Genomic DNA, 22246 nt, shown 5'->3' with positions numbered 1-22246 from the left:
AATTTTGGCACACGCGCCCGCGGCGATGACATTAACTTTGTCACGCGACACTTGACCCTGACATAGTGTCAAACCCCACATCTGCTTCATCCATCTTATGGGAGAACGAAGATGATCGACTTCAAAATTCAGGGGATGACCTGCGGAGGCTGTGCGCGCGGTGTGACCAACGCGCTTCAGCGCGTCGATGCGAACGCCGTCGTCAACGTCGATTTGGCGAGCAAGACTGTTTCGGTAAGCTCGACGGCCGATGTACAGCATCTCAAGGAGGCCATCGAGAAAGCCGGCTTCGCGGTGAGGCAATAAAGTCCCATTTTGGAGGGATATGCGGGGCGGGCGCGTAAAAGGATTGTGCGGTGATCCGCACGCGCCCGCCTCGCGATCATAAGTGCACCGGCCTGACCTTGCTGGCCACGCCTGAGCTGGTGGCCGACTATCTCGAAGCAAAGGCGGAGAAGGGGTCCGAACCGGCTTTGCTCGCCCGTCACAAGGCCGATCGCCAAGCTCCATCAGCTTCCCGATCTGAAGGATCTGACGCAGATCGAGCTGATCAAGCTGCGGCTACGTACGATCGGGCGCGAGAAGGGGACGGCACAGGTCCAGGCGCGGCCGCTGCGCTTCAAGGGGCCCGTCCGCGATGTGGAGCGGGAGGTGCCGAGGGGCTCAACGTGCGCGGGTTGCTTGAGGCCTGTGGCGACAATCTTCCCCGTCGGCGTGACCGAGCGCTCGCGCTGTTCGACGTAAACCTGGGAAGCGAGCTTGTGACGCCGGTTGCCGAATTTTAGAAAGCGCGCCGCATACCGTTCGCGGTGCCAGCGCTTGTGCCGGGCCCGAGCAATATGGCGGAGAGGTTTGGCCGGCGTTTCCAATGCCGGTAAGCCGACCAACGAGCGCCGTTTTTCGGCAGCCTCAGGAAAACTGTCAGCATTCTGCCCGCCAAGTGCGACGCTGCTCCACGATAGCGGGGGCGTTCAAGATTGCACTCGCCGCCTGTACCACGAGACAAGCGACGCCTCACACTGGGCCATAAGCGCCTGGGCGCTAACCGGATTTCGCAAGCGCGTCGAGTCCGAGGCAGAAGGACAAAGCAAGCACCCCGAGGGCGATCATCAGCCTGCTTTGTGATGCTGGGTAAGGGTTGGGTAAAGGTTTGTCGAAGAACAGCGTGGCCGGGCTCCCGCGCGCCGCCGAACGGCAGGCGGGAGCTGCAACGGTTCAGGCTTGCGCCGGGGACGTATCAGGGGATGGGCGTTCGTTTTCACGGCGCGCTTCGCGACCGTGGACGATGCGATAGAGTGCGGGCAGCACCAGCAGCGTCAGCAAGGTCGAGGAGATGATGCCGCCGATCACGACCGTTGCGAGCGGGCGCTGCACCTCCGCACCGGCTCCGACATTGAACGCCATCGGCACGAAACCGAGACTCGCCACCAGCGCGGTCATCAGAACCGGTCTCAGCCTTGTGAGCGCGCCTTCGCGAATCGCCTCCTCAAGGCTGTTGCCCGTCTCCCGGAGCTGGCGGATGAAGCTCAGCATGACCACGCCGTTGAGCACCGCCACGCCCGAAAGGGCGATGAAGCCCACGCCCGCCGAGATGGAAAGCGGCATCCCGCGGATCAGCAGTGCCGCTACGCCGCCGGTCAGCGCCAATGGCACGCCCGAGAAGACGATTGCCGAATCCCTGGCGGATCGGAACAGCCCGTAGAGCAGACCGAAGATCAGCAGCAGCGCGGCAGGCACCACCAGGCGCAACCGCTCGGCCGCCGAGATCAGTTGCTCGAACGTGCCGCCATAGCTGACCCAATAGCCGGAGGGGACTTCGACCTGTGCATCCACTTTCTGCTGAAGCTCCTCGACGAACGAGCCAAGATCGCGCCCCCGCACATTGGTGGTCACGACGACGCGTCGCTTGCCGTCCTCGCGGCTGATCTGGTTGGGGCCGATGACGACCTCCACTTTCGCCACGTCGGCGAGCGGTACGAACCCACGCGGGTCCGTGCCATTGCCGGCCAGCGGAATCCGCAGCCTGCCGATCTCGTCGGCTCTGCTTCTGATGTCCTCGGGCAATCGCACGATCACCGGGAAGCGTCGGTCGCCCTCGAAGATCAGGCCGGCTTCGCGGCCGCCGATGGAGACAGCTACAACGTCCTGAATTTCGCCGATGTTGAGGCCGAGCCGCGCCAGCGCCGCCCGGTCTGGCGTGATCTGGAGAACGGGGAGCCCGGTCACCTGTTCGACGCTGACATCCTGCGCGCCTTCGATGCCGCTGACCGCGCTTTCAACAGCCTGACCTATCTCCAGAAGCTGGTCGAGATCGTCGCCGAACACCTTGATCGCGACATCCGCCCGGACGCCGGACAAAAGCTCGTTGAACCGCATCTGTATGGGCTGGGTGAACTCATAGTTGTTGCCGGGAATCGTTGCGGCTGCCGTCTGCATCTCGCGAACAAGCTCGGCCCTGGGCTTTCGTGGGTTCGGCCAGTCCTTGCGATCCTTGAGCATGATGAACGTGTCAGCGACCGAAGGCGGCATCGGATCGGTCGCCACTTCGGCCGTGCCGATCTTCGAGACGATCCGTTCGACTTCCGGGAATTGCTTGAGCCGTGCTTCGAGCGTGGTCTGCATCGCGATGGCTTGCGTGAGGCTGGTGCCGGGAATGCGCAGCGCATGAAGCGCAATGTCGCCCTCATCCAAATTGGGGACGAACTCCGATCCCATGCGCGTCGCGGCAAAGCCCGCTATGGCGACCAGCACTACCGCGCCCGCGACGAAGGCGACCCGCAGCCGCAAGGCGGTGTCGAGGGCGGGCGCATAGAGTTTGCGCGCCCAGCCCATCACGCGGCTTTCCTTCTCCTCGACCTTGCCCGTGACGAACAGCGCGACCGCCGCCGGCACAAACGAGAGCGAGAGAATGAGGGCAAAGGTCAGCGCCATCACGACCGTGATCGCCATGGGGTGGAACATCTTCCCTTCCACGCCGGTCAGCGCGAAGATCGGCACGTAGACCAGCGCGATGATGAGCATGCCGAACAGTGATGGGCGGATGACTTCAGATGTCGCGGAGGCGGTCAGAGCAAAGCGTTCTTCACGGTCAAGCAGGCGTCCCAGGCGGTGCTGGGCCTCGCCGAACCGGCGCAGGCAGTTCTCGACAATGATGACCGCGCCATCGACGATCAGGCCGAAGTCCAGTGCGCCAAGGCTCATCAGGTTGCCCGACACGCCCGCACGCACCATGCCGGTGATGGTCATCAGCATAGTAATCGGGATCACGGCCGCCGTGATGAGCGCCGCACGGATATTACCGAGCAGCAGGAACAGCACGACGATGACCAGCAACGCACCTTCGAGCAGGTTCTTCTCGACCGTCCAGATGGCGCGTTCGACGAGATCGGTGCGATCGTAGATCGGCACGGCCTTGACGCCCGAAGGAAGTGCCTTGGCGGCTTCTTCAAGCCGCTCGGCTGAGGCGCGCGCCACGACCCGGCTGTTCTCGCCCGCCAGCATCATGACAGTGCCGAGCACCACTTCCTGCCCATTTTCAGTCGCGGCACCGGTGCGCAGTTCCTCACCCATGCCGACATCGGCGACATCGGCGATGCGGATTGGCACCCCGCCGCGATTGGTGACGATGATGGATTTGAGATCGTCGATGCCCGACGCCTGGCCGGGCACGCGAACCAGATATTGCTCGCCATAGCGTTCGACATAACCGGCCCCGACATTGGCGTTGTTGCGGTTGAGTGCCGCCACCACCTCGCCCAGGGTAAGGCCATAGGCTGAAAGCCGGCCGGGAAGCGGCGTCACATGATATTGCCGCTCATAGCCGCCGATGCTGTTGACCTCGGTAACGCCCGGTGTGTTGCGGAGTTGCGGGCGGATCACCCAGTCCTGAAGCGTACGCAGGTCTTCGGGCGTGTAGCGGCTGCCATCGGGCTTGCGCGCGTTGGGCGCGGCCTCCAGCGTATACATGAAGATTTCGCCGAGGCCGGTGGCGATCGGCCCCATCTCGGGTATGACCCCTTCGGGAAGCTGATCGCGCGCGGTCTGGAGCCGTTCGTTGATGAGCTGGCGCGCGAAATAGATGCTGGTGCCGTCCTCGAACACCGCCGTCACCTGGGAGAGGCCATAGCGCGAGATCGAGCGGGTGTATTGAAGGCCCGGCAGGCCGGCGATCGCCGTCTCGACCGGGAAGGTCACGCGCTGTTCGGCTTCCAATGGCGAGAAGCCGGCCGCCTCGCTGTTGATCTGGACCTGGACGTTGGTGATGTCCGGCGTCGCGTCGATCGGCAGGCGCTGGAAGGCCCATAGGCCGATCGCGCAGAGCAGCGCAACGATGGTCAAAACGGCCCAGCGAAAGCGGATTGCGTTGGAGATGAGGCGCTCGAGAAACTCCGAACGCACGGGCGTTTCGTTCTCAGTGGTCATGGCTGGCTCCCGACTTGTCGATGTCGGCACGGATCAGGAACGCGCCATCGGTCACATATTCGGTGCCGGGTTCAAGGCCGCCGAGCACTTCGGTCCATTCGGGCGTGCGGCGCCCGATCTCCAGCATCCGCACTTCGTAGGTGTTGCCAACCTTGGCATAGACCACCTCGAAGTCGCGGAACCGCTGGATCGCCTTGGTTTTCACCGCAAGCGGCACTTGCGCTTCGGCCACGGCAAACGAACCCTCGACGCCCATGCCTGGCCGGAATTCGCGCGACGCACTCGGTGATAGATGGACATGCGCCATCATTGTCTGGCTAGCGACGTCCGCGGTCGGCAGAACGGCTTCCACCGGAGCGTCGAGCTTCGCATCGCCGGAGAGACTGCGGACGTTGACCCGCTGGCCGACGCGTATGCGCTCGGCGTCGCGCGGATAGATGAAGAACTCGGCATGAAGCCGGGTCGGATCGGCAATCACGAACAGCGCCCTATCGCCGGTGGTGTCGCCGACATTGGCGTTCTTCTCAATGATGGTGCCGCTGATCGGGGCCGTAACGGCATAGGTCTGGAGCGAATGGCTGGATTCGACACGCAGCAACGTCTGTCCCCGATTGACCCGATCGCCCAGCTTGCCACTCATCCAGACGATTTGGCCGGGAAGCCGGGCGCGCAAATCGGCCTTGCCTTCGGGTGTAATCTCGATGCGGCCGCCCATGTCGATCAACTCAGCCACCGTTGCGGGACCAGCGCGCTCGGAGCGCACCCCCCCGGCCTTTGCCGCCTGCGCAGAAATAGTGGTCCGGCCCTCGTAGGACGCGTAAGTCCAGCTGTGCGTGCGCCCGCCTTCGACGGCGCGCACCTTCACGTCGAACGAGTGCGGCTCGACGACCACGCCGCCGCCGCGCAGATAGTCCCCTTGCGGCGTGAAGGCGAAGCGATCGATGTTCCCACCGAGGCGCGACAGCTCGATGGCAAGCTGCACCTCGCCTGGCGCTATCGGCTTGCCATTCCGGTAGGCATAGACGTGGAACTCGGGATCGACACCCTCCTCGAAGATCGTGATCTCGACCGCGAATTCGCCGTCGCGCAGCATTCGCTCGCGATGCGGCCCGCGCTCATAGTCGGCAGCGGTAGCGGCCGCGTTGGGTTCGGCCGCCTCCTTGCTAGCAGGGGACTCGCCACAGCCGGCGAGCAGAGCGAATGCGAGCACCGAGCCCGCAGACAATAGCAATCGTGTCATCAGCGGTTCTCCGCGCTGGAAAGGAGGGAGGCATGACGGCCGGTCAACCGGTCGAGCCGGGCACCGCCAAGATGGAAGCGGCGTAGCAGTTCGACCCGGCGGGATCGCGCATCAACGACAGCCTGCTGTGCCTGGTTGACTTCGAGGAAGGTGAAGGCAGTGCCGCCACGCGCGAAGCCGTCGCGGACAAGCGTTACCGCGCGCGCCGCGCTCGGTAGCACTTCGCGTTCAATCCGGTCGATTTCGGTGGCAAGCGCCGCGCGTTCGGCAACGATCCTGTCGATTTCACGTCCGACCTGTGTCCGCGCAACGGCAAGTTCGGCTTCGGCCGTCTGTGCTTCCGCATTGGCGCGCGCGACATTGCCGCGATTTGCGGCGCGGTTGCCGAGCGGGATCGAACCTCCGACCATGATTGCCACGTCATTGCCTAGACCGAAATGGCGTAGGCCCACCCGCGCGCTGGGGTCTCCGACGTTGCTTGCTTCCGCGAGACGGATCTTTGCCCCGGCGGCGTCCCGCTCGGCGGTGAGCAAGGCGAGTTCGGGGCTATCATCCCCCGGAAGCCGGGATGGCTCCATAATAGTGAAAGGCTTCGTGTCGAGGTTGTAATCGTCGCCGGTGGCTCCCCAGTAAGAGGCGAGCGTCGTGCGGGCGATACGGGCATTCTCGCGAGCTTGATCGAGTGCGATCCGAGCTTGCGCCACAGTCGTTCGCGCCCGTTCCGCCGCGAATAGCGGATCGAGCGCCCGCCCTACCCTGCGGCCTACTTCACCTTCTACCTGCCGCGCAGCAGCAAGGCGCTGGGCGGCGATCGGGATAGCGGCTTCGGCTGCTAGCGCCTCAACCCATGCAGCCTGCACCTTGGCGAACAGATCAAGCATCCGCAGGCGATTGCGCTGGGCAGTGACGCCAAGTTCCGAGCGAGCAGCGCCAACCCGCGCTTCACGCTTGCCGCCGCGCTCCCAAGTCCGTTCATACCAGGCGGTCGCCTGCGAACGCCCAAGAGCAGAATAAGGGCCGGTGCCGGTGAAGTCCTCTACATCGACGCCTGCGACATCTCGTGGCCGCACATCGGCCTGGGTAATCGCGGCATCCGCGGCTCGAATTCGTGCGGCATTGGCTGCCACGGCGGGATCACCAGTGGCGACCCTGGAAAGGGCGTCGGATAAACTGAGGTCTTGTGCCACCCCGACGGATGGAACAGAGAGAGCAGCGATAGCCGCGCCTATCGCAAGCGCGCGCCGCAAGCGCACCGGCGGGTGCACAACAAAAATTGAAAACATGACAATTCGGCCTCACGAACAGGCGTGGCTAAAGCCGCGCCTAATTCGACACGGCGGCTCTAGGTGCGATTTGCGATGGTCTTGGGGGGACGCTCAGGTCCGGGAATCAAAACGCCCGCCAATCGATCGTCGGCTACTGGTGATAGTGACGATGATGTTGGAAAAGCCCCTGCCTGGCCTTGGATCCCAAAGGCAGGAAGCGACGGCCCGGAATCACCATGATGGTGATGCCCAGTGCCGGGCTGATGATCGGGAGCATCTCCCTTGTCGGCCAGAACGGGCTTATGAGGCTCGTGTTGATGGCCGCTGGGTTCTGAAACGATTTTGCTGAACAGTAGATGGTTATGATCGCCCGATGCGTCTGATTGATGCTGCATGCGATCGATGAGACTAGCCATGCTGGCGCTCGCGAAGACGAGCGTCAGCCCAATGCACAGCATCGAGAAAAATCTAAGAAATGATGGTCGCGACACCCTAATCACGAGCACGGAGCATAGATTGCCGGCATGATACCGCAAGTGTCATGCGCGGTGCTCTCCAGGTCGAGGCTGCGTGTCATCGATGACATTGACGACAGCATTGACGCAAGGCGTCGCCGGTATCCGGCAGCCGGTCAATCGCAGCGGTCCCATCATTGGTCCGGCCTAATGAGCTTCGCCGTCGGAGCGAGCTTGGCAAGGCGTCGTGGGAGGTCCGACTCGATCCGGCGTTGCTGATGCGGCTGGCTCTTCTTCCAGGCGCGAATCTCGTCCTTGGTGCGGCCGCAGCCCTCGCACCAGCCGGTTCGTCCATCGAAAACGCAGATGTCGATGCAGGGCGACTTCATGGCGACTGCATCTCGATGGTGAGATGGCGAAGCTCGTGGACCGGCTTGAGGCGCTTTTGCACCGTCGCGCGATCCACTGCACCGCCCGCCACTACGCTAACGATGCCGGCATGGGCGTCGGGTCCGACGCGCCAGACATGCAGGTCCGCGATCCGGGCGTCGCCGGGCGTTTCGATCAGTTCGCGGATTTCCTCGGCAACATGTTCGTCGGTCCGGTCGAGCAGCACCCAGGCGGTTTCGCGCATCAGCGACCATGACCAGCGGGCGATCACGATGGCGCCGACCACCCCCATCACCGGATCGAGCCATACCCAGCCGAGGAAGCGTCCTGACAAAAGCGCGACGATCGCGAGCACCGAGGTCAGCGCGTCGGCGAGGACATGGACATAGGCGGCGCGAAGGTTGTTGTCCTGGCTTCGCAGCCCAGCCACCGGATGGGCGTGGTCGTCTTTATGCGCGTGTTCTTCGTGTCCATGGCCCTGTGGCTGCGCATGGTGGCCGTGCGAATGGCCACGTCCGTGATCGTGCGAATGACTTCCCGCCAGGAGGAAGGCGCTGGCAATGTTCACCGCGAGACCGATAGCAGCGATGATGGTCGCTTCGGTGAACGCCACCGTGGTTGGCTGGAAGAGGCGGATTATCGATTCGACGCCGATGCCGATTGCGATCACGGCGAGCACCAGCGCCGAGGCGAAGCCTGCCAGGTCGCCGACCTTGCCAGTTCCGAAGCTGAACCTGTCGTCCGAGGCATGCCGCTTGGCGTAGGAATAGGCGATCGCCGCGACGCTGAGTGCCCCGGCATGCGTGGCCATGTGAAAGCCGTCCGCGAGAAGCGCCATTGATCCGGTCAGATAGCCGGCGATGATTTCGCCCACCATCATCGTCGCCGTTAGCGCCACCACCCACAGCGTGCGGCGCGCGTTTGCGTCATGCGACGCCCCCAGGAACACGTGATCGTGGGTGAAGCGATCGATGTGAGAAGCCGCAGTCATCATCGATCCTATTTCGAGTAGCGACGAATAACGGTCTTCAATTCCTCCGACGCTTGCAAGCGGTCGGCATCATCCAGGCCTGGCTGCGCAACATGTTGGTCCAGATGGTCCACGATGATTTCGTCGAGCAGGCCGTTCACCGCGCCGCGAACCGCCGCCACTAGGTGCAGAACTTCGCCACACGACGCGCCACGCTCCAGACCGCGCTCAATAGCGCTGACCTGCCCTGCAATGCGCCGCACTCGCGCGATTAACTCGGCGCTGTTCTCTTCGGTGTGAGCCATAGGGTATCCCCCTAGCCTATAAATAGGAGCAGCGCCAGAGTCCATTTTACGACTTCGATATCTCCAATCTTCCAGCCTAGATGAGGTAGGAGATTGGCTGTTGCGGGGCGCCTCTGGCCTGCTGGGATGCCACACGGGAGCATTCGTTGATGATAGAAACGGGCCGCTTGAACTGCGCGCGGATGTACTCCGCCCATCTCTCACAGTGGCGGCAGCCGCGATCGCGGTGGACTTCCATCGGGGGCCTGGCGCTCGCTGAAATTGCCACGAACATGCGGCGAGCGCCGCGACCATTTGCTTTCCTAACGTTAAAGCCCTCCAGTGATAATTATCCTCATTGAGGGCGCTTGCCATGCTCGCGCAGCCAGGCCTGCAACTCGTTGATTTCTTGACGTTGCTCCGCCGAACTCTTGGTCGCCATCTCGCGGATCTTGGCGTCGCGAGCGTCGCGTAGCACGATCTGCGACATCTCAACCGCGCCGCGATGATGTTCGATCATCTTACGCACCCAGGTTTCAGTCGCGTCGCTACCAACAGCGCCCATCATGGCACGATGCATCTTCATTTCCGCCGGCGGATAAGGGTTGGCCTGTGTCGGCTGCATCATTTCGGCCATTGCCGAGTGATTCATCTTGCTATGGTTCATTTTGCTGTGATCCTTGCCCTGTGGGTTTCCTTGGGCGAGGGCAGGCATGGTGGCCGCGAGTACAAGGGCAGCTGTGGCGATATGAGCTTTCTTCATCATCGTTCTCCTTCGATGCTCCCGCGCGTCGTAAACGCGCCGAGGCGCAGGTCGCATCAAATAGAGGGAAAAATTTGTAGTTGCCGGGCTTCAGAGCGATTTACGACTAGGCGACCGCTGAAGCCTCGAAGGGGCGGGTTTCCTGGTTGAGAAGCACAAGTGCCCTTACACCAAGATTTCGACCGAGCGCGGCAACCCCATCGTCCGACTTCTTGGAGACGGCGAGGAGGCAAACGAGCCCCTGATTGAGTGTGGATCGGTGACGCCGATCAACGATGTTTACCCGGCAGGTTCGGGCTGCCCCTCGAGGGACAGACGCCAATCAGCTTGTCCCAAACGCGCTTCCGCAAGGGGCGGCGAGGCTTCGCGCGTATATCCATCATGGAGACTGAAGGGAAGGTTTCGCCAGGGATGTTGCGTTGGATGCCTTCGGGTCTGTTCAGGACCAAGTTGTCGACTTGCGCACGAGAACTACAGCTTCCTGAAAATAGGTGTTGGATTGTCGGTGGTCAGTTAGCCATCTCACTAGCCAATTACGCCCGGGAGCTTTCGTGGCACGGCTTGCATGCTTGATCTGCCTCCGTCTGAGTGGTCCATCGACTATGATAGTCTGGATCACGAAAGGGACGACGAATGCCGAGCAAGAAGCACAAGCCGGAAGAGATCATCGGCAAGCTGCGTGAAGTTGAGATCGTGCTGGCGCAGGGTGGAACGACGGCCGAAGCCTGCCGGCGCATCGCGGTCACCGAGCAAACCTACTACCGCTGGCGCAAGGAATATGGCGGTCTGAAGACCGACCAGGCGCGGCGGATGAAGGATCTGGAGAAGGAGAATCTGCGGCTTCGCCGGGCGATCTCGGACCTGACGCTGGACAAGCTGATCCTTCAGGAGGCCGCTCGGGGAAACTTCTGAGCCCCGCGCGGCGGCGACGCTGTATCGATCAGTTGCGGCGGGAGTTGCCAGTGTCCGAGCGGCGTATATGCCGGGTGCTCGGGCAACATCGGTCGACGCATCGCAAGGTGCCGCGCGGGGCGGATGATGAGGTGCGGCTCACCGAGGACATTATCGCACTGGCCAAGCAATACGGCCGCTACGGCTATCGCCGGGTGACCGCATTGCTGCGCGATGCCGGCTGGACGGTGAACCGCAAACGCGTTGAGCGGATTTGGCGCAAGGAGGGGTTGAAGGTGCCACAGCGCCAGCCAAAGCGGGGCCGGTTATGGCTGAACGACGGCTCGTGTATCCGGCTCAGGCCGGAATATCCAGGGCATGTCTGGGCCTACGACTTCGTCGAGGGCCGTACGCATGACGGGCGCAAGTTCCGGATCCTCACCATTATCGACGAGGCCAGCCGGGAGTGCCTCGCGCTTATCGTGGCACGCCAGCTCAAGCATGAAGATGTGCTGGCGGCTCTCGCTGACCTGTTCATCGCGCGGGGACCACCGGCTCATATCCGGTCGGACAATGGCGCCGAGTTTATCGCCACTGCCGTGCAGACATGGCTCGCCCAGATCGGCGTGAAGACCTTGTATATCGCGCCCGGTTCACCGTGGGAGAATGGTTATAACGAAAGCTTCAATGGGTCGCTCCGCGACGAACTGCTCAACGGCGAGATCTTCTACAGCCTCGCCGAGGCCAAGGTGCTGATCGAGGCCTGGCGGCGGCATTACAACACCGTTCGCCCGCACAGCAGCCTCGGCTATCGGCCGCCGGCCCCGGAAAGTGCGACACCGCCATTGCCGCCGTCCGGTTCCGCTTCGCTCCACCTACCGTCAGCAATGGCGGCGGAAGCAACAATGCACTAACAATCAAACCGGACCACTCGGTGGGGGCCGATCATGCTTAGGACCGTTAACCCGCGGCCTGCTTGGAACCATACCTGCGCCGCTTTTATACGGGGTCGCATCCGACCCGGCCGGCCGCCGGGAGCCCCGCATCACTTGGTGGCGCTTCTGATCGTGTCCATCTCCACCATAATCTAGCATTTTAGAAAGGACAATTAAATGGACACCCTGCTCTTGAGCCGTCGTCACTTTGTGGGCAGCGTACGCGCGGTGGGACTTTTCGCCGCGATGGGCGGGTTGATCAGCGCGTGCAGCGCAGCAGCGCCGAAACGGGTGCCGATCATGGTACATAAGGATCCAAATTGCGGCTGTTGTACGGCTTGGGCCGACCGGATGGAATCAACAGGCGACTTCACGGTCACGCTGATCAATTCGGAGGACATGGCCGCTGTCAAAGCGCGTCTGCGGGTGCCGCTTGAGCTTGCGTCTTGTCACACTACAGAGGCTGCTGGATATGTCATCGAAGGACATGTGCCAGCGGCGGACATTTCACGGCTCCTGCGCGAGAAGCCGTCTGACATAATCGGATTGGCGGTCCCTGGGATGCCCGCGGGTTCACCCGGGATGGAAACGCCAGACGGACGACGCGACGCTTACGAGGTCATAGCTTTCACCACCGGTGGCCGCCAGAGCGTGTTTGCGCGGCACGGCTGAAATACCGATTAGAGCATACGGGTAAGGGGGAACCTCCCGGCTCCCCCGCTTCGGCCTCAGAACCAGGCCCGGATGCCAACCACGAAACTCAGATGCGAAACGTCCCCGCCCGCCGCGCGTTCGAAGCGAGCCGTATCGCCGAAAGTCTCGTTATATTCCACGCCGATGTAAGGCGCGAATTCCTTGACAATCTCGTAGCGCAGTCGGAGCCCGACCTCCGCTTTTGACAAGCCAGAACCAACACCGATTTCTGGCACGTCCTGCAGCGCGAAGTCGACTTCGACCCGAGGTTGAAGGATCAGCCGTTGTGTTATGCGCTGGTCGTATTCGGCCTCGAAACGAGCCGTAAGATCGCCCCTATCAGACAGAAAGAGCGCGCCATCGACCTCGAACCAGTAAGGGGCCAGACCTTGGATACCGACGACCAGATGCGCACGTTCCGGGCTGGGCTCGAAATCATAGCGGATGCCGGTTTGTAGGTTAAACCAGGGGTCAAGCGCATGACTCCAGAGCGCTTGGACCTCAGCCTGCTCGGGCTTTTCCCTGAAATCCGATTCGATCTCTGATTTCAGCCACAACCGGTCAATGTCGCCGCCATACCATCCTTGGGCACTGACAAAGTAGCCTTCGCGGCCTTTTGTGATGCGGCTTTCCATCTGATCGATCAGGACGTTGTAAGTGGTAATGTCGCCATGCTCGCGACGCAAAATTCCTCGGGCATCGGTCATCACCCCGGTCCCAAACATCGCATCTGCTGCATTACGAGGGCCGTTGAGCGCCGCCGGGGGCGGTGGGCCAACCGGGGGTCGGGAATGCCAGGCTCGTGGCCTTGCGCCGTATGACCTGAAGTGGGCTCTGACACCGGCATGCGGTGGCCAGCGTGCGGATCGGGTGCCTCCCGCGCGGGCTGCATCTCGTGTCCTGCATGGGAGTCGTCCGCAGGTTCGGAAGCACTGGTGTGTCCCGCGTGCGGATCGCTAGAGGGAGTGGTCTGCGCAGCCTGTGTTTCGGTTGCCGAGTGTGCTGCATGCTGTTGGTTGTTGGCCTGTGCGAGTGCCGGTGATGCAAGCGCGGTGGCGCTAAGCAGGATCAAGATGCGGGTCATGCCGCCTCTCCTTCAAGCGGACGGACGGTGACGACGCGGAACATGCCAGCGTGCATGTGAAGCAGCAGATGGCAATGAAACGCCCAGTCTCCTGGCGCGTCGGCGGTGAGATCGAAAGTGAGCTTCGCACCAGGAAGGACGTTCACTGTGTGCTTGAGCGGGTGACTTCCTGTGTGACCGTTTACGACCTCGAAGAAGTGGCCATGTAGGTGAATGGGGTGTGTCATCATGCTATGATTGATCAGCACGACCCTGGCCCGTTCGTTCCGCTCGAAGCGGATCGGCTCTACGCCCTCACTGAACTTTTCGCCATCGAACGACCACATGAAACGTTCCATGTTGCCGGTCAGGTGAACCTCGACGGTGCGCGTAGGCGCCCGCTTGTCGGGATTTGGCGTGAGCGACATCAGATCCCGATATGTGAGCACCTTATGGCCCACGTCCTCAAGCCCGAGTCCTGGGTCTCCGGTCCGGTCGACAGGCGCCATTGCGATCGCGTCGACCCCCACGCCAACCTTGACGGTTGGCGGCACCAGCGACTTGTCTCGCATATTCATGCCGCCCATCGAACCAGATGAGCCATGATCCATTCCCGCCATCGATGCCGTTGCACCAGCCGTTGCGGCAGCGCCGTGCGAGCTGTGGTCCATGCCCGCCATTGAGCCATGGTCCATCCCGCCCATGCCCATGTCCTTCATGCTGAGCGTTGGACGGGGGCGCAGGGGCGGAACCGGTGCGGTCATCCCCAGGCGGGGGGCGAACGTTGCGCGACCCATGCCCGAGCGGTCGATCGATTCCGCGACGAGAGTAAAAGCGCTATCTTCGGTGGGCTGGATGATAACATCGTAGGTTTCGGCGTTGCCGATCTGGAACTCCTCGACGGTCACCGGACGCACGTTTTGGCCGTCAGCGTTTACCACCGTCATTGGAAGGCCTGGAATGCGAATGTTGAAGATCGTCATCGTCGCAGCATTGATGAAGCGCAGCCGCACGCGCTCTCCCGGTCGGAATAGCCCGGTCCAGTTCTCTTTCGGTCCATGGCCGTTGATCAGGTAGGTATAGGTCGATGCCGTGACATCCGAGATGTCACTGGGATCCATGCGCATCTTGCCCCACATCAGACGGTCGGACAGTGACATCTTTTCTTCAGGATCTCCGTCGCGCAGCAGGCCCGCCAAGGTCTGCTTCTGGCGATTGAAATAGCCTCCCTCCTGTTTGAGCTTGGTGACGAGCGCATGCGGGTGCAGGAACGTCCAGTCGCTGAGAACGATGACGTGCTCGCGGTCGTAGGCGACCGGATCGGTATCGGCGGGATCAATCACGATCGGACCGTAGTGGCCCTGCTGCTCCTGCAGACCCGAGTGGCTATGATACCAGTACGTGCCCGACTGCTTGATCGGGAACTCATAAACGAAGGTCGTCTTCGGCTTGATACCCGGAAAGCTCACACCGGGCACTCCGTCCATCTGAAACGGCAGGATCAGGCCGTGCCAGTGGATCGACGTATCCTCGTCAAGCGCGTTCTCGACGCTGATACGCACCTTCTGCCCTTCCTTGAGGCGGATCAAGGGAGCCGGCAGTACGCCGTTCATTGTTATGGCGTGACCGGTGCGGCCCCCGACAGCGAAAGCGCTATGGTCAACCTTAAGATGGAGATCTTGCCCGGTGAGTGTCGGCATATTTGGCGATAGTCCGGCCGAGCCGGTTTGTGCCCATGCGGGGAAAAGACCGGTGAGACTTAAACCGGCAGCGCCGAGCGCGCCTGCACGAAGCAAATCGCGTCGTTCGATAAGGTGGTTCATAGAAAATCCTTTTGAGTTCGCGGCGGCCCATTTGTATGTCCGCTCACAGGAGCAGGTTCGACGCGAAAGAGGCACCGGCCAGACTTCGATAATATTTGATGATTCATATTGTGCGTGGCACGCGGGTCTGTACCGCTCGGTTGCCGATCACCTGAGGCCGAGCTTGGACGCCAGTGCCGTGGCGGGCACACCGCTTTTGCGTCACGGCGGCAACAGGGTGCATCATCGTTCAACCTCCCATGATGATCGCGTGTCTGGCAGAGCACATAAGAGATACGCAGCGGGCGAGCATACCCCTCGCAGAAAAAACCAATCAGGGCCTTCGAGAAAGTTTTACGGCGCCAGCTTTTGGAGGATGGCGCGGCTCACACGAATTTTCCGCCACCACCAACGTTGCTGCACATGCGGTCATGCAACCGAGCCCGTCCGTCACAAGATTGACACCACATGAAGGCAGGAAAGTAGCCGCTAGCGATATTGCGAGCGCCCGGGGAATGGCCCCCTTGGCATCGCCGTTTGCAAACCCGCTGCAATGAACGTGACAGTGCCTACTGCTCGGGCAGCCAGGCCTTCAGCCCGTCGATCTCGCACCGTTGCCAGCTCTAAATCTTGTAATTTGTGATAGCTCGCAACGAGGTTGTCTCGTGGAGAGGCCTCTGGCCCAGACCCACGCTGCGGGCTGCGAACATTACGTATACCCGCGTTGGACCCGGGCCCATAGTCCTGTCTCCGAAGAAGACGAATCTTCCCGTCGACGATTCACGCGGCGGTGCCCATTTTCTCTTCGAGGGAGCCCAAGATGATCAAGAAATCTATCATGGTCGCGCTGGCCGGTATCGCGATGTTCGGCGCTTCGCCCCTGCTGGCTCAAGGCATTGGCCACACTTTCTTCATGCGCGGCACAATCGTGGATACGGGCAAGGACGGTACCGTTGTCTGCATCGGCAAGGCGGATGGCGCCCAAGTCGGGCAGACCCTTGAGGTCTATCGTGTCGTGCAGCACCCGGGGCCCGCCTCATCGAAGGGAAATGCGACCCCTTTCCATCGCCAGCGTGTCGGCGAGGTGACGATCGATCATATTTACGATGATCATTTCGCCCATGTGACTGTCACGCAAGGCCGGCCTGCCAAGAACGATATCGTCGAGCTCCGCCGCGGCAACTGACGCGGCCTCGTCAATGGACGAGTCGTGATCGAAGGTAAGCCAGGTGGCGGGGAATATAGATGAGGGGCTGCCACCTGGCCAGACAGGTTCGTCCAACAGGGGAAGGACTTCGACATGAAAGTGGTCATGCTGGCAGCGCCTGCGGGATTAACCTTGCTCTCGGCGGGTCCGGCGGCTGCGCAAGGTATCGGCCACACATGGTTCACGCGCGGTCCGATTGTTGGCGCTGACGAATTCGGTCCCGTCGTTTGTAACGGTAAGACGGATGGTGCGGACGTTGGTCAGGTCCTCGAGGCCTATCGGAATGTGCGGGTGCCCGGTGCCAGTGCGTCAAAACGCGCAGGGACCTCATACCGTCGGCGTTTCGCCGGCCGTGTAAGGATCGACCACGTCTACAACGATCATTTCGCTCGCGTGACCGTGACCGAAGGCAATCCAGCCAAGCGCGATATCGTTGAGCTGCGCAAGAATTGAACTCCGTTCCAGGGGGGCATTGAATGAGTTGCGTTCGGCCATGTTAAGCGTTCGATGCGATGGCCTGGTGAAAACGGGCTCTGAATCCTCTTGACCTTGGACCGTGGTCCAACCCGCAAGATCGAGTGATGCCATGGGAACTTTCAAGATCGGTCAGCTCGCGGCGGCAGCCGGCGTCGGCCGTGATACAATCCGATATTATGAGCGGAACGGGCTGCTGCCTGCGCCGGACCGCACGGCAGCCGGCTATCGCCTGTACGGCGATGTGGATCTCGACCGGCTTAACTTCATCCGTTCTGCGCAGGATCTCGGCTTCACTCTCGAGCAAGCGCGGCAGCTTCTTACGCTCACGGTTTCGGATACTGCCACGGCGGCCGCGGTCCTCGAGATCACGCTTGCCAAGATTAAGGAGGCGGAAGGCCGGCTTGAGCGCCTCTCGCATATCCGGGACATTTTAAGAGACCTTGCGCAAGATTGCCCTGGAGAGGCTCCGGCTTCCGAATGCCCCATCCTCGTATACCTCGCGGCAAAACGCAGGCCTCGCCAAAGTAATGCGATGAAGAAAAAACCGCCGAGCGCTCGTTAAAACGAAAGGGAATGATCATGAAGATTTACATCGTTGGGGCAGCCGCACCAGCTCTTTTTCTCGGAGCGTGCGCGACCACACCGCCCACATCGGCACAAATCGAAAGTTGCAGGGCAATGGAGGCGGACATGGGCCTGCGGACGTCTCACGACCACAATGAGATGAAGCAGCTGGGGCGCAATCCCATGAACTTGTCCCACGATCGCTGCAGGCAGATCCTGCGGAACGCTCAGTGAGGTCGTCCGAATAGTCGAGGGGCACGGAATTTTCGGGCCCAGGAAGGAGAAGGATTATGAGCTTGAGGAATAACCAGAGGCTCGGCACCGCCGGCGGCCTCTTCGCGCTGATGTCCGCGTTGGCCCTATCGGCTTGCGGGAGCAAAAGCGATGAAACCACGCCGGCGCCAACCGACAACAGCACCAGTGCGGCCGTTGCGCCATCGACGGCGAACTCTACCGACCCAGCCGACGCGGCAACTGGGGAGGCGATGCAAGAAGAGATGGATCGGCATCACCGTCAGAAGATGGATCATGACGAGATGCGCGATGGCCAGATGAAGCACGACACGGCGCCGTCCTCCGATCAGCCGTCGATGAACCAAGCCGCGCCCATGCAGGACATGTGAGACCGAGCGGCCTTCTCCCCATGTTCACCCGAACCATCAGGCACCTCTTCCCGCTGTGGATATTCTTGGCGTCGAGCCTTGGCACAGTCGCAAGCGCGCAGGATGGTGGTGAACATTCGGCGCATCATGGCGGCGCCACCGGTGCTGCACCCATGGCGGGAGAGGACGCCATGGGTTCGCCGCGCGCCGCAGGTTCGTCGGGCGCCGCAAGTTCGTCGGGCATGGACTCGATGATGGGCGGAATGATGGAGGGGGAGGGCGAGCATGGCGGAGGATCTCGCCGCAGCCCGTTCTTCTCCCAACTCCTGACAGCTCCAACTCTCGACGCCGAAGCTCGCCGGAAGCTTGCAGCACAGGCCGATGCGCGGATCGTCATGGGCTTGGCCACCATCACCGAGGCTACGGCCGCTGGCACCCATGCGGCCACGGCTACAGCTCGCCTGGACGCGGCGCGCCGTTTGCGTGAGGGCGTCGACCAGTTCAGGAGCGGTGCGGCGGCACAAGCGGCGCTCAACGGCGCGCAGCCGCCGGAGGAGACCGCCATCTCGTGGTTTCGCGAACAACTCCACATGGAACCGGTGGGATACGATGAACCTTTGCGCTGGTTCGGGGTGTCTTCCTCGCATCTTTTGCTCATGCTGTTCCTGGGGCTTGTGAGTGCGACATTGATCGGACTCCAGCTATCCCGTTTGGCCCGGATCAAGAAGATTGTGAGTACCGGACCCACCGGGCGCGGATCAGTTAAAGCCCAGGAGCCTCTTGCGGTCCCGGCGGCGTCCAAGGTTGCTGCTCCGGTCGAGAACCGATTGGAGGCGCTCGCGCCCAGCAATGCTCCGCCAACCGCAGGAGCCTCCCTCCGCAAGCCGAAGAGCTGGACGGGGCAACTCCGCATTGTCCAGGTCGTCCGCGAAACCCCCACTGTACAAACTTTCCGCCTCGCGGATCCAGCTGCCGACCGCCTGCCCTTCGACTTCCTTCCGGGCCAGTTTCTCCAGGTCGAGGTTGAGCCGGAAGCCGGCAAGCCCGCGCGTCGCTCCTACACGATCGCTTCGTCACCAACCCAGCGCGCCTATGTCGAGCTGACCGTGAAGCGCGAGGAGCAAGGAGTCGTCTCGCGCCATCTCCATGACAGGGTAAGCGCCGGCGATCTCGTGAAAGTCACAGGGCCGTTCGGCGCGTTCACGTTTACTGGCACTGATGCGGACAGCATAGTCCTGATCGCCGGCGGGGTGGGTATCACGCCGATGATGTCGGTTCTGCGCTATCTTACCGACACCGCGTGGGCAGGCGATATTTTCTTCCTCTATGGTGCGCGTTCGACAGAGGAATTCGTGTTCCGCGATGAGATAGAGCGCATGGAGCAGCGCTTCTCCAACCTGCACGTCATTGCCGCGATGGAGCGATCGCCCGGTACCGTGTGGATGGGGCCCACAGGACCGATCACACGGGAAATGTTGACTGCAGCAGTGCCCGACATTACGCGACGCCGCATCCACCTGTGCGGGCCGCCCGGCATGATGGCTGCCATGCGCAAGGAGCTCGCCGAGCTCGGCGTGCCCGAAGCCCAGCTCTACACCGAAGCCTTTGGGCCCGCTTCGCTGCCTCAGGATTCCGCCGAACTCGAGGTCAAGCCCGCGCCGGCGCGGCAGCCGGCATCGCCCTCCGTTGCAGCAACGACGATCACCTTCTCCGTTTCTGGGGTTTCGGCCGCACTGCCTGTGGATCAGACGGTGTTGGAAGCAGCGGAGGGTGCCGGCGTGGAGATCCCCTATGCGTGCCGTGCTGGCGAATGTGGGGTTTGCGTCATCAAGCTCCTCGCCGGTGATGTGACCATGGACGTAGAGTCAGGTCTCGCCGCTTCTGACAAGGCCGACGGCTATATCCTGGCGTGCCAGGCCAAGAGCACCGGCCAACCGCTCGTCGTGGAAGCCTGATGCGGGAGCGCGGCGACATCCTTATGGGGCTTCTGGTCGGCTTCCTCCTTGTCTTCCCGCTGGGCTATCTCGTGCATGTCTCGCCCCGCTTCCCCGGCAGCCTGGTCGGAGGCCTGACCGGCATTGCCGCGACCGTGCTGATGCTTCTCACGCTGCCCTATGTGGCCGTAAAGCACGTCAAGTGGATCGAACGCGCCTTAACGCGCTACATCAGCAAGCCGACCCTGCTCGCCATTCACGCCTATTCCGGAGTTCTGGCGCCGATCTTCGGGCTGGTGCATGCCGCGCACAAGTTCGAGAGCCCCCTTGGCGTGATGCTGACCGGCGTCCTTCTGCTAACCGTCCTAAGCGGGTTCATCGGCCGCTATCTTCTCGGGCAGATCGCCAGAGCGCTGCGCGGTCGTCGATCTGAGCTTGCCTCTCTTCAGTCGGCCTTTCTCAATCTTCCGGCGCCCCCTCCCGATCTCGCCTCCGAGGTTCCGGTTTCGGGTTGGAAACGCTACTTCTTCGTGTCCGGCAGCATTCCGGCTCCAACATCCTCCGAAAGAAAAGAGGTGCTCGCCGCCGCGTTAGCCGACACCGAATTTGCGATCCGCGCGGAGGAGGCGACCAACGCTCTCTTCGCGAAATGGCGACTGCTGCATATCGTGCTGGGCAGTATCGTTTATGGCCTGCTCGTGGTTCACATCGGTGCGGCGATCTATTTCGGGTTGCGCTGGCTGTGATGCGGAGCAAAGCGCTCCTTGCAGTGTTCGTTTTGGCACTGCTTGCCATGATCACTGCCGTTGCGACCCGTTCGAGCGCTCCGGCGAGCGCAGGTCTGGTTGAGCGTCTGGTGGCGCCAGGCCCGCTGTCTGGCGCGCACCAATCCTTCGCTGCCCAGTGCACGACATGTCATACGCCGTTGAAGGGCGTCGAAAGCAAGACGTGCCTCAGCTGTCATGTGATGACGGATTTCGGAAACAAGCTATCCACGCAATTCCATGCCAAAGCGAAGGAATGCAGCTCCTGCCACGTCGAACACGAAGGCGACCAGGGCATCGTCCGCATGAATCATCAGGCGCTGCTCGATCCCAAGGTCTGGCGCCAAGGGCAAAGTTCCACGCCAGTTAGTCCGCACGGCCTGGGTCCCGAAGCCGCTCTTAACTGCGCAAGCTGTCATTCCATCCGCGACCCCCATCTCGGCGCGTTTGGTTCCGATTGTGCGAGCTGCCACACAACGAACAGCTGGCAGATTGCGAACTACCGACACCCGTCGGTAAATTCCACTCAGTGCTCGCAATGTCACAAGGCTCCGCCCAGCCACTACATGGAGCATTTCAGCATGGTGTCGCAGCGTGCGGCCGGAGAGAAAGCACGGGTCGAACAATGTTACGCCTGCCATACGACGGATAGCTTCAACAATATCCGGCGCAGAGGATGGTATGATCACCATTGATGCGGACTGGCTGGACGGGTTCTTCAGGCTTGCCGTCGTCATTCTTGAATTGGCCGGCACGTTGACGATCCTGACCGGTGCGACGTTGGCAACCATCCTGTTCGCCAACCGTGCGCTCCGCGGCGATCGAACGGCTGCCTATGGCTCGTTTCGGTCCGCGCTGGGTCGAAGCATTCTCCTGGGTCTGGAATTCCTGGTCGCCGGCGACATCGTGAAATCACTGGTGATCAATCCAACGCTGGACGACCTGATCGTACTCGCGGGTCTTGTGCTCGTCCGCACGTTCCTCAGCATTTCGCTCGGCGTCGAGATCAATGGGCATTGGCCGTGGGAGGACACGCGCATGGCCCGGGACAAGCAGGGCAAGGGTACACGCGAAGCAGCGCGGCTTGATCCTTGACCAATTTGCGGGGCGAGGCTGCGGTTATGAATAAGATATCGGAGGCACATCATGATTGAACGACGAGGCGTATTGGGAGGTGGCGCCGCACTAGCGATAGGCGCTGCCCTGGCGCGACCGGCGGCCGGGCAACAACATCAGATGACAAACATGGAAAACTCTATGGAAGACTGCATCGACCTGTGCATCGCTTCACATCGAATGTGTCTCACGACAGTAAATTATGCGGTGAAGCGGGGAGGGGTGCTCGCTTCGCCCGCGATGTTGGCGATGCTCGCGGACTGCGCAGAACTGTGCCAGACCACGGCGAATTCCATGCTGCGCGGATCGCCTCTCCACCAGGTGCTTTGCCAGGCCTGTGCCGAAGCCTGTGCACGTTGCGCGGACGAGTGCTCGCACCATCAGGCCGACCAGCAGATGGTACGCTGTG

The 22246-nt window shown here is 61.8% G+C and carries 20 protein-coding genes; 11 read left to right on the top strand and 9 right to left on the bottom strand.

Features of this window, described 5'->3' with window-relative positions; all coding sequences use genetic code 11:
• Positions 1-111: 111 nt before the first annotated feature.
• The gene (locus tag KC8_RS13135) at positions 112-306 is read left to right on the top strand and encodes a heavy-metal-associated domain-containing protein (protein WP_010127406.1); all 195 of its coding nucleotides are present in this window, start codon (positions 112-114) and stop codon (positions 304-306) included.
• A 909-nt stretch (positions 307-1215) separates the two neighbouring features.
• Here KC8_RS13135 and KC8_RS13125 read toward each other — a convergent pair.
• The 7 genes from KC8_RS13125 to KC8_RS13090 form a co-directional block, all read right to left on the bottom strand.
• A complete protein-coding gene (locus tag KC8_RS13125) occupies positions 1216-4422 on the bottom strand; it encodes an efflux RND transporter permease subunit (protein ID WP_010127405.1) in 3207 nt (1068 codons plus the stop codon).
• Positions 4412-5662, bottom strand: a complete 1251-nt coding sequence (locus tag KC8_RS13120; RefSeq protein ID WP_029624798.1) for an efflux RND transporter periplasmic adaptor subunit — start codon at positions 5660-5662, stop codon at positions 4412-4414. Before KC8_RS13120 ends, KC8_RS13125 begins: the two co-directional genes overlap by 11 nt.
• The gene (locus tag KC8_RS13115) at positions 5662-6945 is read right to left on the bottom strand and encodes a TolC family protein (RefSeq protein WP_050805462.1); all 1284 of its coding nucleotides are present in this window, start codon (positions 6943-6945) and stop codon (positions 5662-5664) included. Before KC8_RS13115 ends, KC8_RS13120 begins: the two co-directional genes overlap by 1 nt.
• A 631-nt stretch (positions 6946-7576) precedes the next feature.
• Positions 7577-7771 carry a DUF1289 domain-containing protein gene (locus KC8_RS13110; protein ID WP_010127400.1) on the bottom strand — a complete coding sequence of 65 codons (195 nt, stop codon included), beginning with the start codon at positions 7769-7771 and terminating at the stop codon, positions 7577-7579.
• Positions 7768-8763 carry a CDF family Co(II)/Ni(II) efflux transporter DmeF gene (gene dmeF, locus KC8_RS13105; protein WP_010127398.1) on the bottom strand — a complete coding sequence of 332 codons (996 nt, stop codon included), beginning with the start codon at positions 8761-8763 and terminating at the stop codon, positions 7768-7770. Before dmeF ends, KC8_RS13110 begins: the two co-directional genes overlap by 4 nt.
• Before the next feature lie 8 nt (positions 8764-8771).
• On the bottom strand, positions 8772-9047 hold the full coding sequence (locus KC8_RS13100) for a metal/formaldehyde-sensitive transcriptional repressor (RefSeq protein ID WP_010127396.1): 276 nt from the start codon (positions 9045-9047) through the stop codon (positions 8772-8774).
• A gap of 334 nt (positions 9048-9381) precedes the next feature.
• Positions 9382-9789 (bottom strand): DUF305 domain-containing protein, encoded by a 408-nt coding sequence (locus KC8_RS13090; protein WP_029624796.1) that lies wholly within the window; start codon positions 9787-9789, stop codon positions 9382-9384.
• A 633-nt stretch (positions 9790-10422) separates the two neighbouring features.
• On the opposite strand from KC8_RS13090, the gene KC8_RS13085 reads away from it, so the two are divergent.
• Together KC8_RS13085 and KC8_RS13080 are read left to right on the top strand one after the other, a co-directional pair.
• A protein-coding gene (locus KC8_RS13085; protein ID WP_157663893.1) for an IS3 family transposase occupies positions 10423-11594 on the top strand; the annotation gives its coding sequence in 2 pieces (ribosomal slippage) (positions 10423-10687 and positions 10687-11594; 1173 coding nt in all).
• Positions 11595-11792: 198 nt separating this feature from the next.
• Entirely contained in the window at positions 11793-12287 is a 495-nt protein-coding gene (locus tag KC8_RS13080; protein WP_037496754.1) for a DUF411 domain-containing protein, read from the top strand.
• 56 nt (positions 12288-12343) lie between these two features.
• Here KC8_RS13080 and KC8_RS20355 read toward each other — a convergent pair whose 3' ends face one another.
• Positions 12344-13015 carry a copper resistance protein B gene (locus KC8_RS20355; protein WP_232455534.1) on the bottom strand — a complete coding sequence of 224 codons (672 nt, stop codon included), beginning with the start codon at positions 13013-13015 and terminating at the stop codon, positions 12344-12346.
• 373 nt (positions 13016-13388) lie between these two features.
• Positions 13389-15194 carry a copper resistance system multicopper oxidase gene (locus tag KC8_RS13070; RefSeq protein WP_029624733.1) on the bottom strand — a complete coding sequence of 602 codons (1806 nt, stop codon included), beginning with the start codon at positions 15192-15194 and terminating at the stop codon, positions 13389-13391.
• 817 nt (positions 15195-16011) lie between these two features.
• On the opposite strand from KC8_RS13070, the gene KC8_RS13065 reads away from it, so the two are divergent.
• The 8 genes from KC8_RS13065 (at position 16012) to KC8_RS13025 (ending at position 21816) form a co-directional block, all read left to right on the top strand.
• On the top strand, positions 16012-16359 hold the full coding sequence (locus KC8_RS13065; RefSeq protein WP_010126929.1) for a hypothetical protein: 348 nt from the start codon (positions 16012-16014) through the stop codon (positions 16357-16359).
• Positions 16360-16473: 114 nt separating this feature from the next.
• Complete coding sequence (locus KC8_RS13060) at positions 16474-16833, top strand: hypothetical protein (protein WP_192807713.1); 360 nt, start codon at positions 16474-16476, stop codon at positions 16831-16833.
• Between the two features lie 133 nt (positions 16834-16966).
• Positions 16967-17419: a heavy metal-responsive transcriptional regulator gene (locus tag KC8_RS13055; protein ID WP_010126928.1), complete on the top strand. Its 453-nt coding sequence runs from the start codon at positions 16967-16969 to the stop codon at positions 17417-17419.
• 292 nt (positions 17420-17711) lie between these two features.
• The gene (locus tag KC8_RS13045) at positions 17712-18044 is read left to right on the top strand and encodes a hypothetical protein (RefSeq protein WP_010126926.1); all 333 of its coding nucleotides are present in this window, start codon (positions 17712-17714) and stop codon (positions 18042-18044) included.
• Positions 18045-18064: 20 nt separating this feature from the next.
• Positions 18065-19978, top strand: a complete 1914-nt coding sequence (locus KC8_RS13040) for a 2Fe-2S iron-sulfur cluster-binding protein (RefSeq protein ID WP_086495569.1) — start codon at positions 18065-18067, stop codon at positions 19976-19978.
• Complete coding sequence (locus tag KC8_RS13035; protein WP_010126936.1) at positions 19978-20703, top strand: hypothetical protein; 726 nt, start codon at positions 19978-19980, stop codon at positions 20701-20703. Before KC8_RS13040 ends, KC8_RS13035 begins: the two co-directional genes overlap by 1 nt.
• Positions 20703-21416: a cytochrome c3 family protein gene (locus tag KC8_RS13030; RefSeq protein ID WP_083831283.1), complete on the top strand. Its 714-nt coding sequence runs from the start codon at positions 20703-20705 to the stop codon at positions 21414-21416. Before KC8_RS13035 ends, KC8_RS13030 begins: the two co-directional genes overlap by 1 nt.
• Positions 21403-21816, top strand: a complete 414-nt coding sequence (locus KC8_RS13025) for a DUF1622 domain-containing protein (protein ID WP_010126940.1) — start codon at positions 21403-21405, stop codon at positions 21814-21816. Before KC8_RS13030 ends, KC8_RS13025 begins: the two co-directional genes overlap by 14 nt.
• The last annotated feature ends 430 nt before the right edge of the window (positions 21817-22246 follow it).

The sequence above is a fragment of the Sphingomonas sp. KC8 genome, assembly GCF_002151445.1.
Taxonomy (GTDB): domain Bacteria; phylum Pseudomonadota; class Alphaproteobacteria; order Sphingomonadales; family Sphingomonadaceae; genus Sphingomonas_E.
This window is presented reverse-complemented; position numbering and strand designations above follow the sequence as displayed.

Excerpts from the sequence above, each read along its gene's own strand:
- KC8_RS13135 (WP_010127406.1), top strand. The coding sequence starts at position 112 with ATGATCGACTTCAAAATTCAGGGGATGACCTGCGGAGGCTGTGCGCGC.
- KC8_RS13125 (WP_010127405.1), bottom strand. The coding sequence starts at position 4,422 with ATGACCACTGAGAACGAAACGCCCGTGCGTTCGGAGTTTCTCGAGCGC.
- KC8_RS13120 (WP_029624798.1), bottom strand. The coding sequence starts at position 5,662 with ATGACACGATTGCTATTGTCTGCGGGCTCGGTGCTCGCATTCGCTCTG.
- KC8_RS13115 (WP_050805462.1), bottom strand. The coding sequence starts at position 6,945 with ATGTTTTCAATTTTTGTTGTGCACCCGCCGGTGCGCTTGCGGCGCGCG.
- KC8_RS13110 (WP_010127400.1), bottom strand. The coding sequence starts at position 7,771 with ATGAAGTCGCCCTGCATCGACATCTGCGTTTTCGATGGACGAACCGGC.
- dmeF (WP_010127398.1), bottom strand. The coding sequence starts at position 8,763 with ATGACTGCGGCTTCTCACATCGATCGCTTCACCCACGATCACGTGTTC.
- KC8_RS13100 (WP_010127396.1), bottom strand. The coding sequence starts at position 9,047 with ATGGCTCACACCGAAGAGAACAGCGCCGAGTTAATCGCGCGAGTGCGG.
- KC8_RS13090 (WP_029624796.1), bottom strand. The coding sequence starts at position 9,789 with ATGAAGAAAGCTCATATCGCCACAGCTGCCCTTGTACTCGCGGCCACC.
- KC8_RS13080 (WP_037496754.1), top strand. The coding sequence starts at position 11,793 with ATGGACACCCTGCTCTTGAGCCGTCGTCACTTTGTGGGCAGCGTACGC.
- KC8_RS20355 (WP_232455534.1), bottom strand. The coding sequence starts at position 13,015 with ATGACCGATGCCCGAGGAATTTTGCGTCGCGAGCATGGCGACATTACC.
- KC8_RS13070 (WP_029624733.1), bottom strand. The coding sequence starts at position 15,194 with ATGAACCACCTTATCGAACGACGCGATTTGCTTCGTGCAGGCGCGCTC.
- KC8_RS13065 (WP_010126929.1), top strand. The coding sequence starts at position 16,012 with ATGGTCGCGCTGGCCGGTATCGCGATGTTCGGCGCTTCGCCCCTGCTG.
- KC8_RS13060 (WP_192807713.1), top strand. The coding sequence starts at position 16,474 with ATGAAAGTGGTCATGCTGGCAGCGCCTGCGGGATTAACCTTGCTCTCG.
- KC8_RS13055 (WP_010126928.1), top strand. The coding sequence starts at position 16,967 with ATGGGAACTTTCAAGATCGGTCAGCTCGCGGCGGCAGCCGGCGTCGGC.
- KC8_RS13045 (WP_010126926.1), top strand. The coding sequence starts at position 17,712 with ATGAGCTTGAGGAATAACCAGAGGCTCGGCACCGCCGGCGGCCTCTTC.
- KC8_RS13040 (WP_086495569.1), top strand. The coding sequence starts at position 18,065 with ATGTTCACCCGAACCATCAGGCACCTCTTCCCGCTGTGGATATTCTTG.
- KC8_RS13035 (WP_010126936.1), top strand. The coding sequence starts at position 19,978 with ATGCGGGAGCGCGGCGACATCCTTATGGGGCTTCTGGTCGGCTTCCTC.
- KC8_RS13030 (WP_083831283.1), top strand. The coding sequence starts at position 20,703 with ATGCGGAGCAAAGCGCTCCTTGCAGTGTTCGTTTTGGCACTGCTTGCC.
- KC8_RS13025 (WP_010126940.1), top strand. The coding sequence starts at position 21,403 with ATGATCACCATTGATGCGGACTGGCTGGACGGGTTCTTCAGGCTTGCC.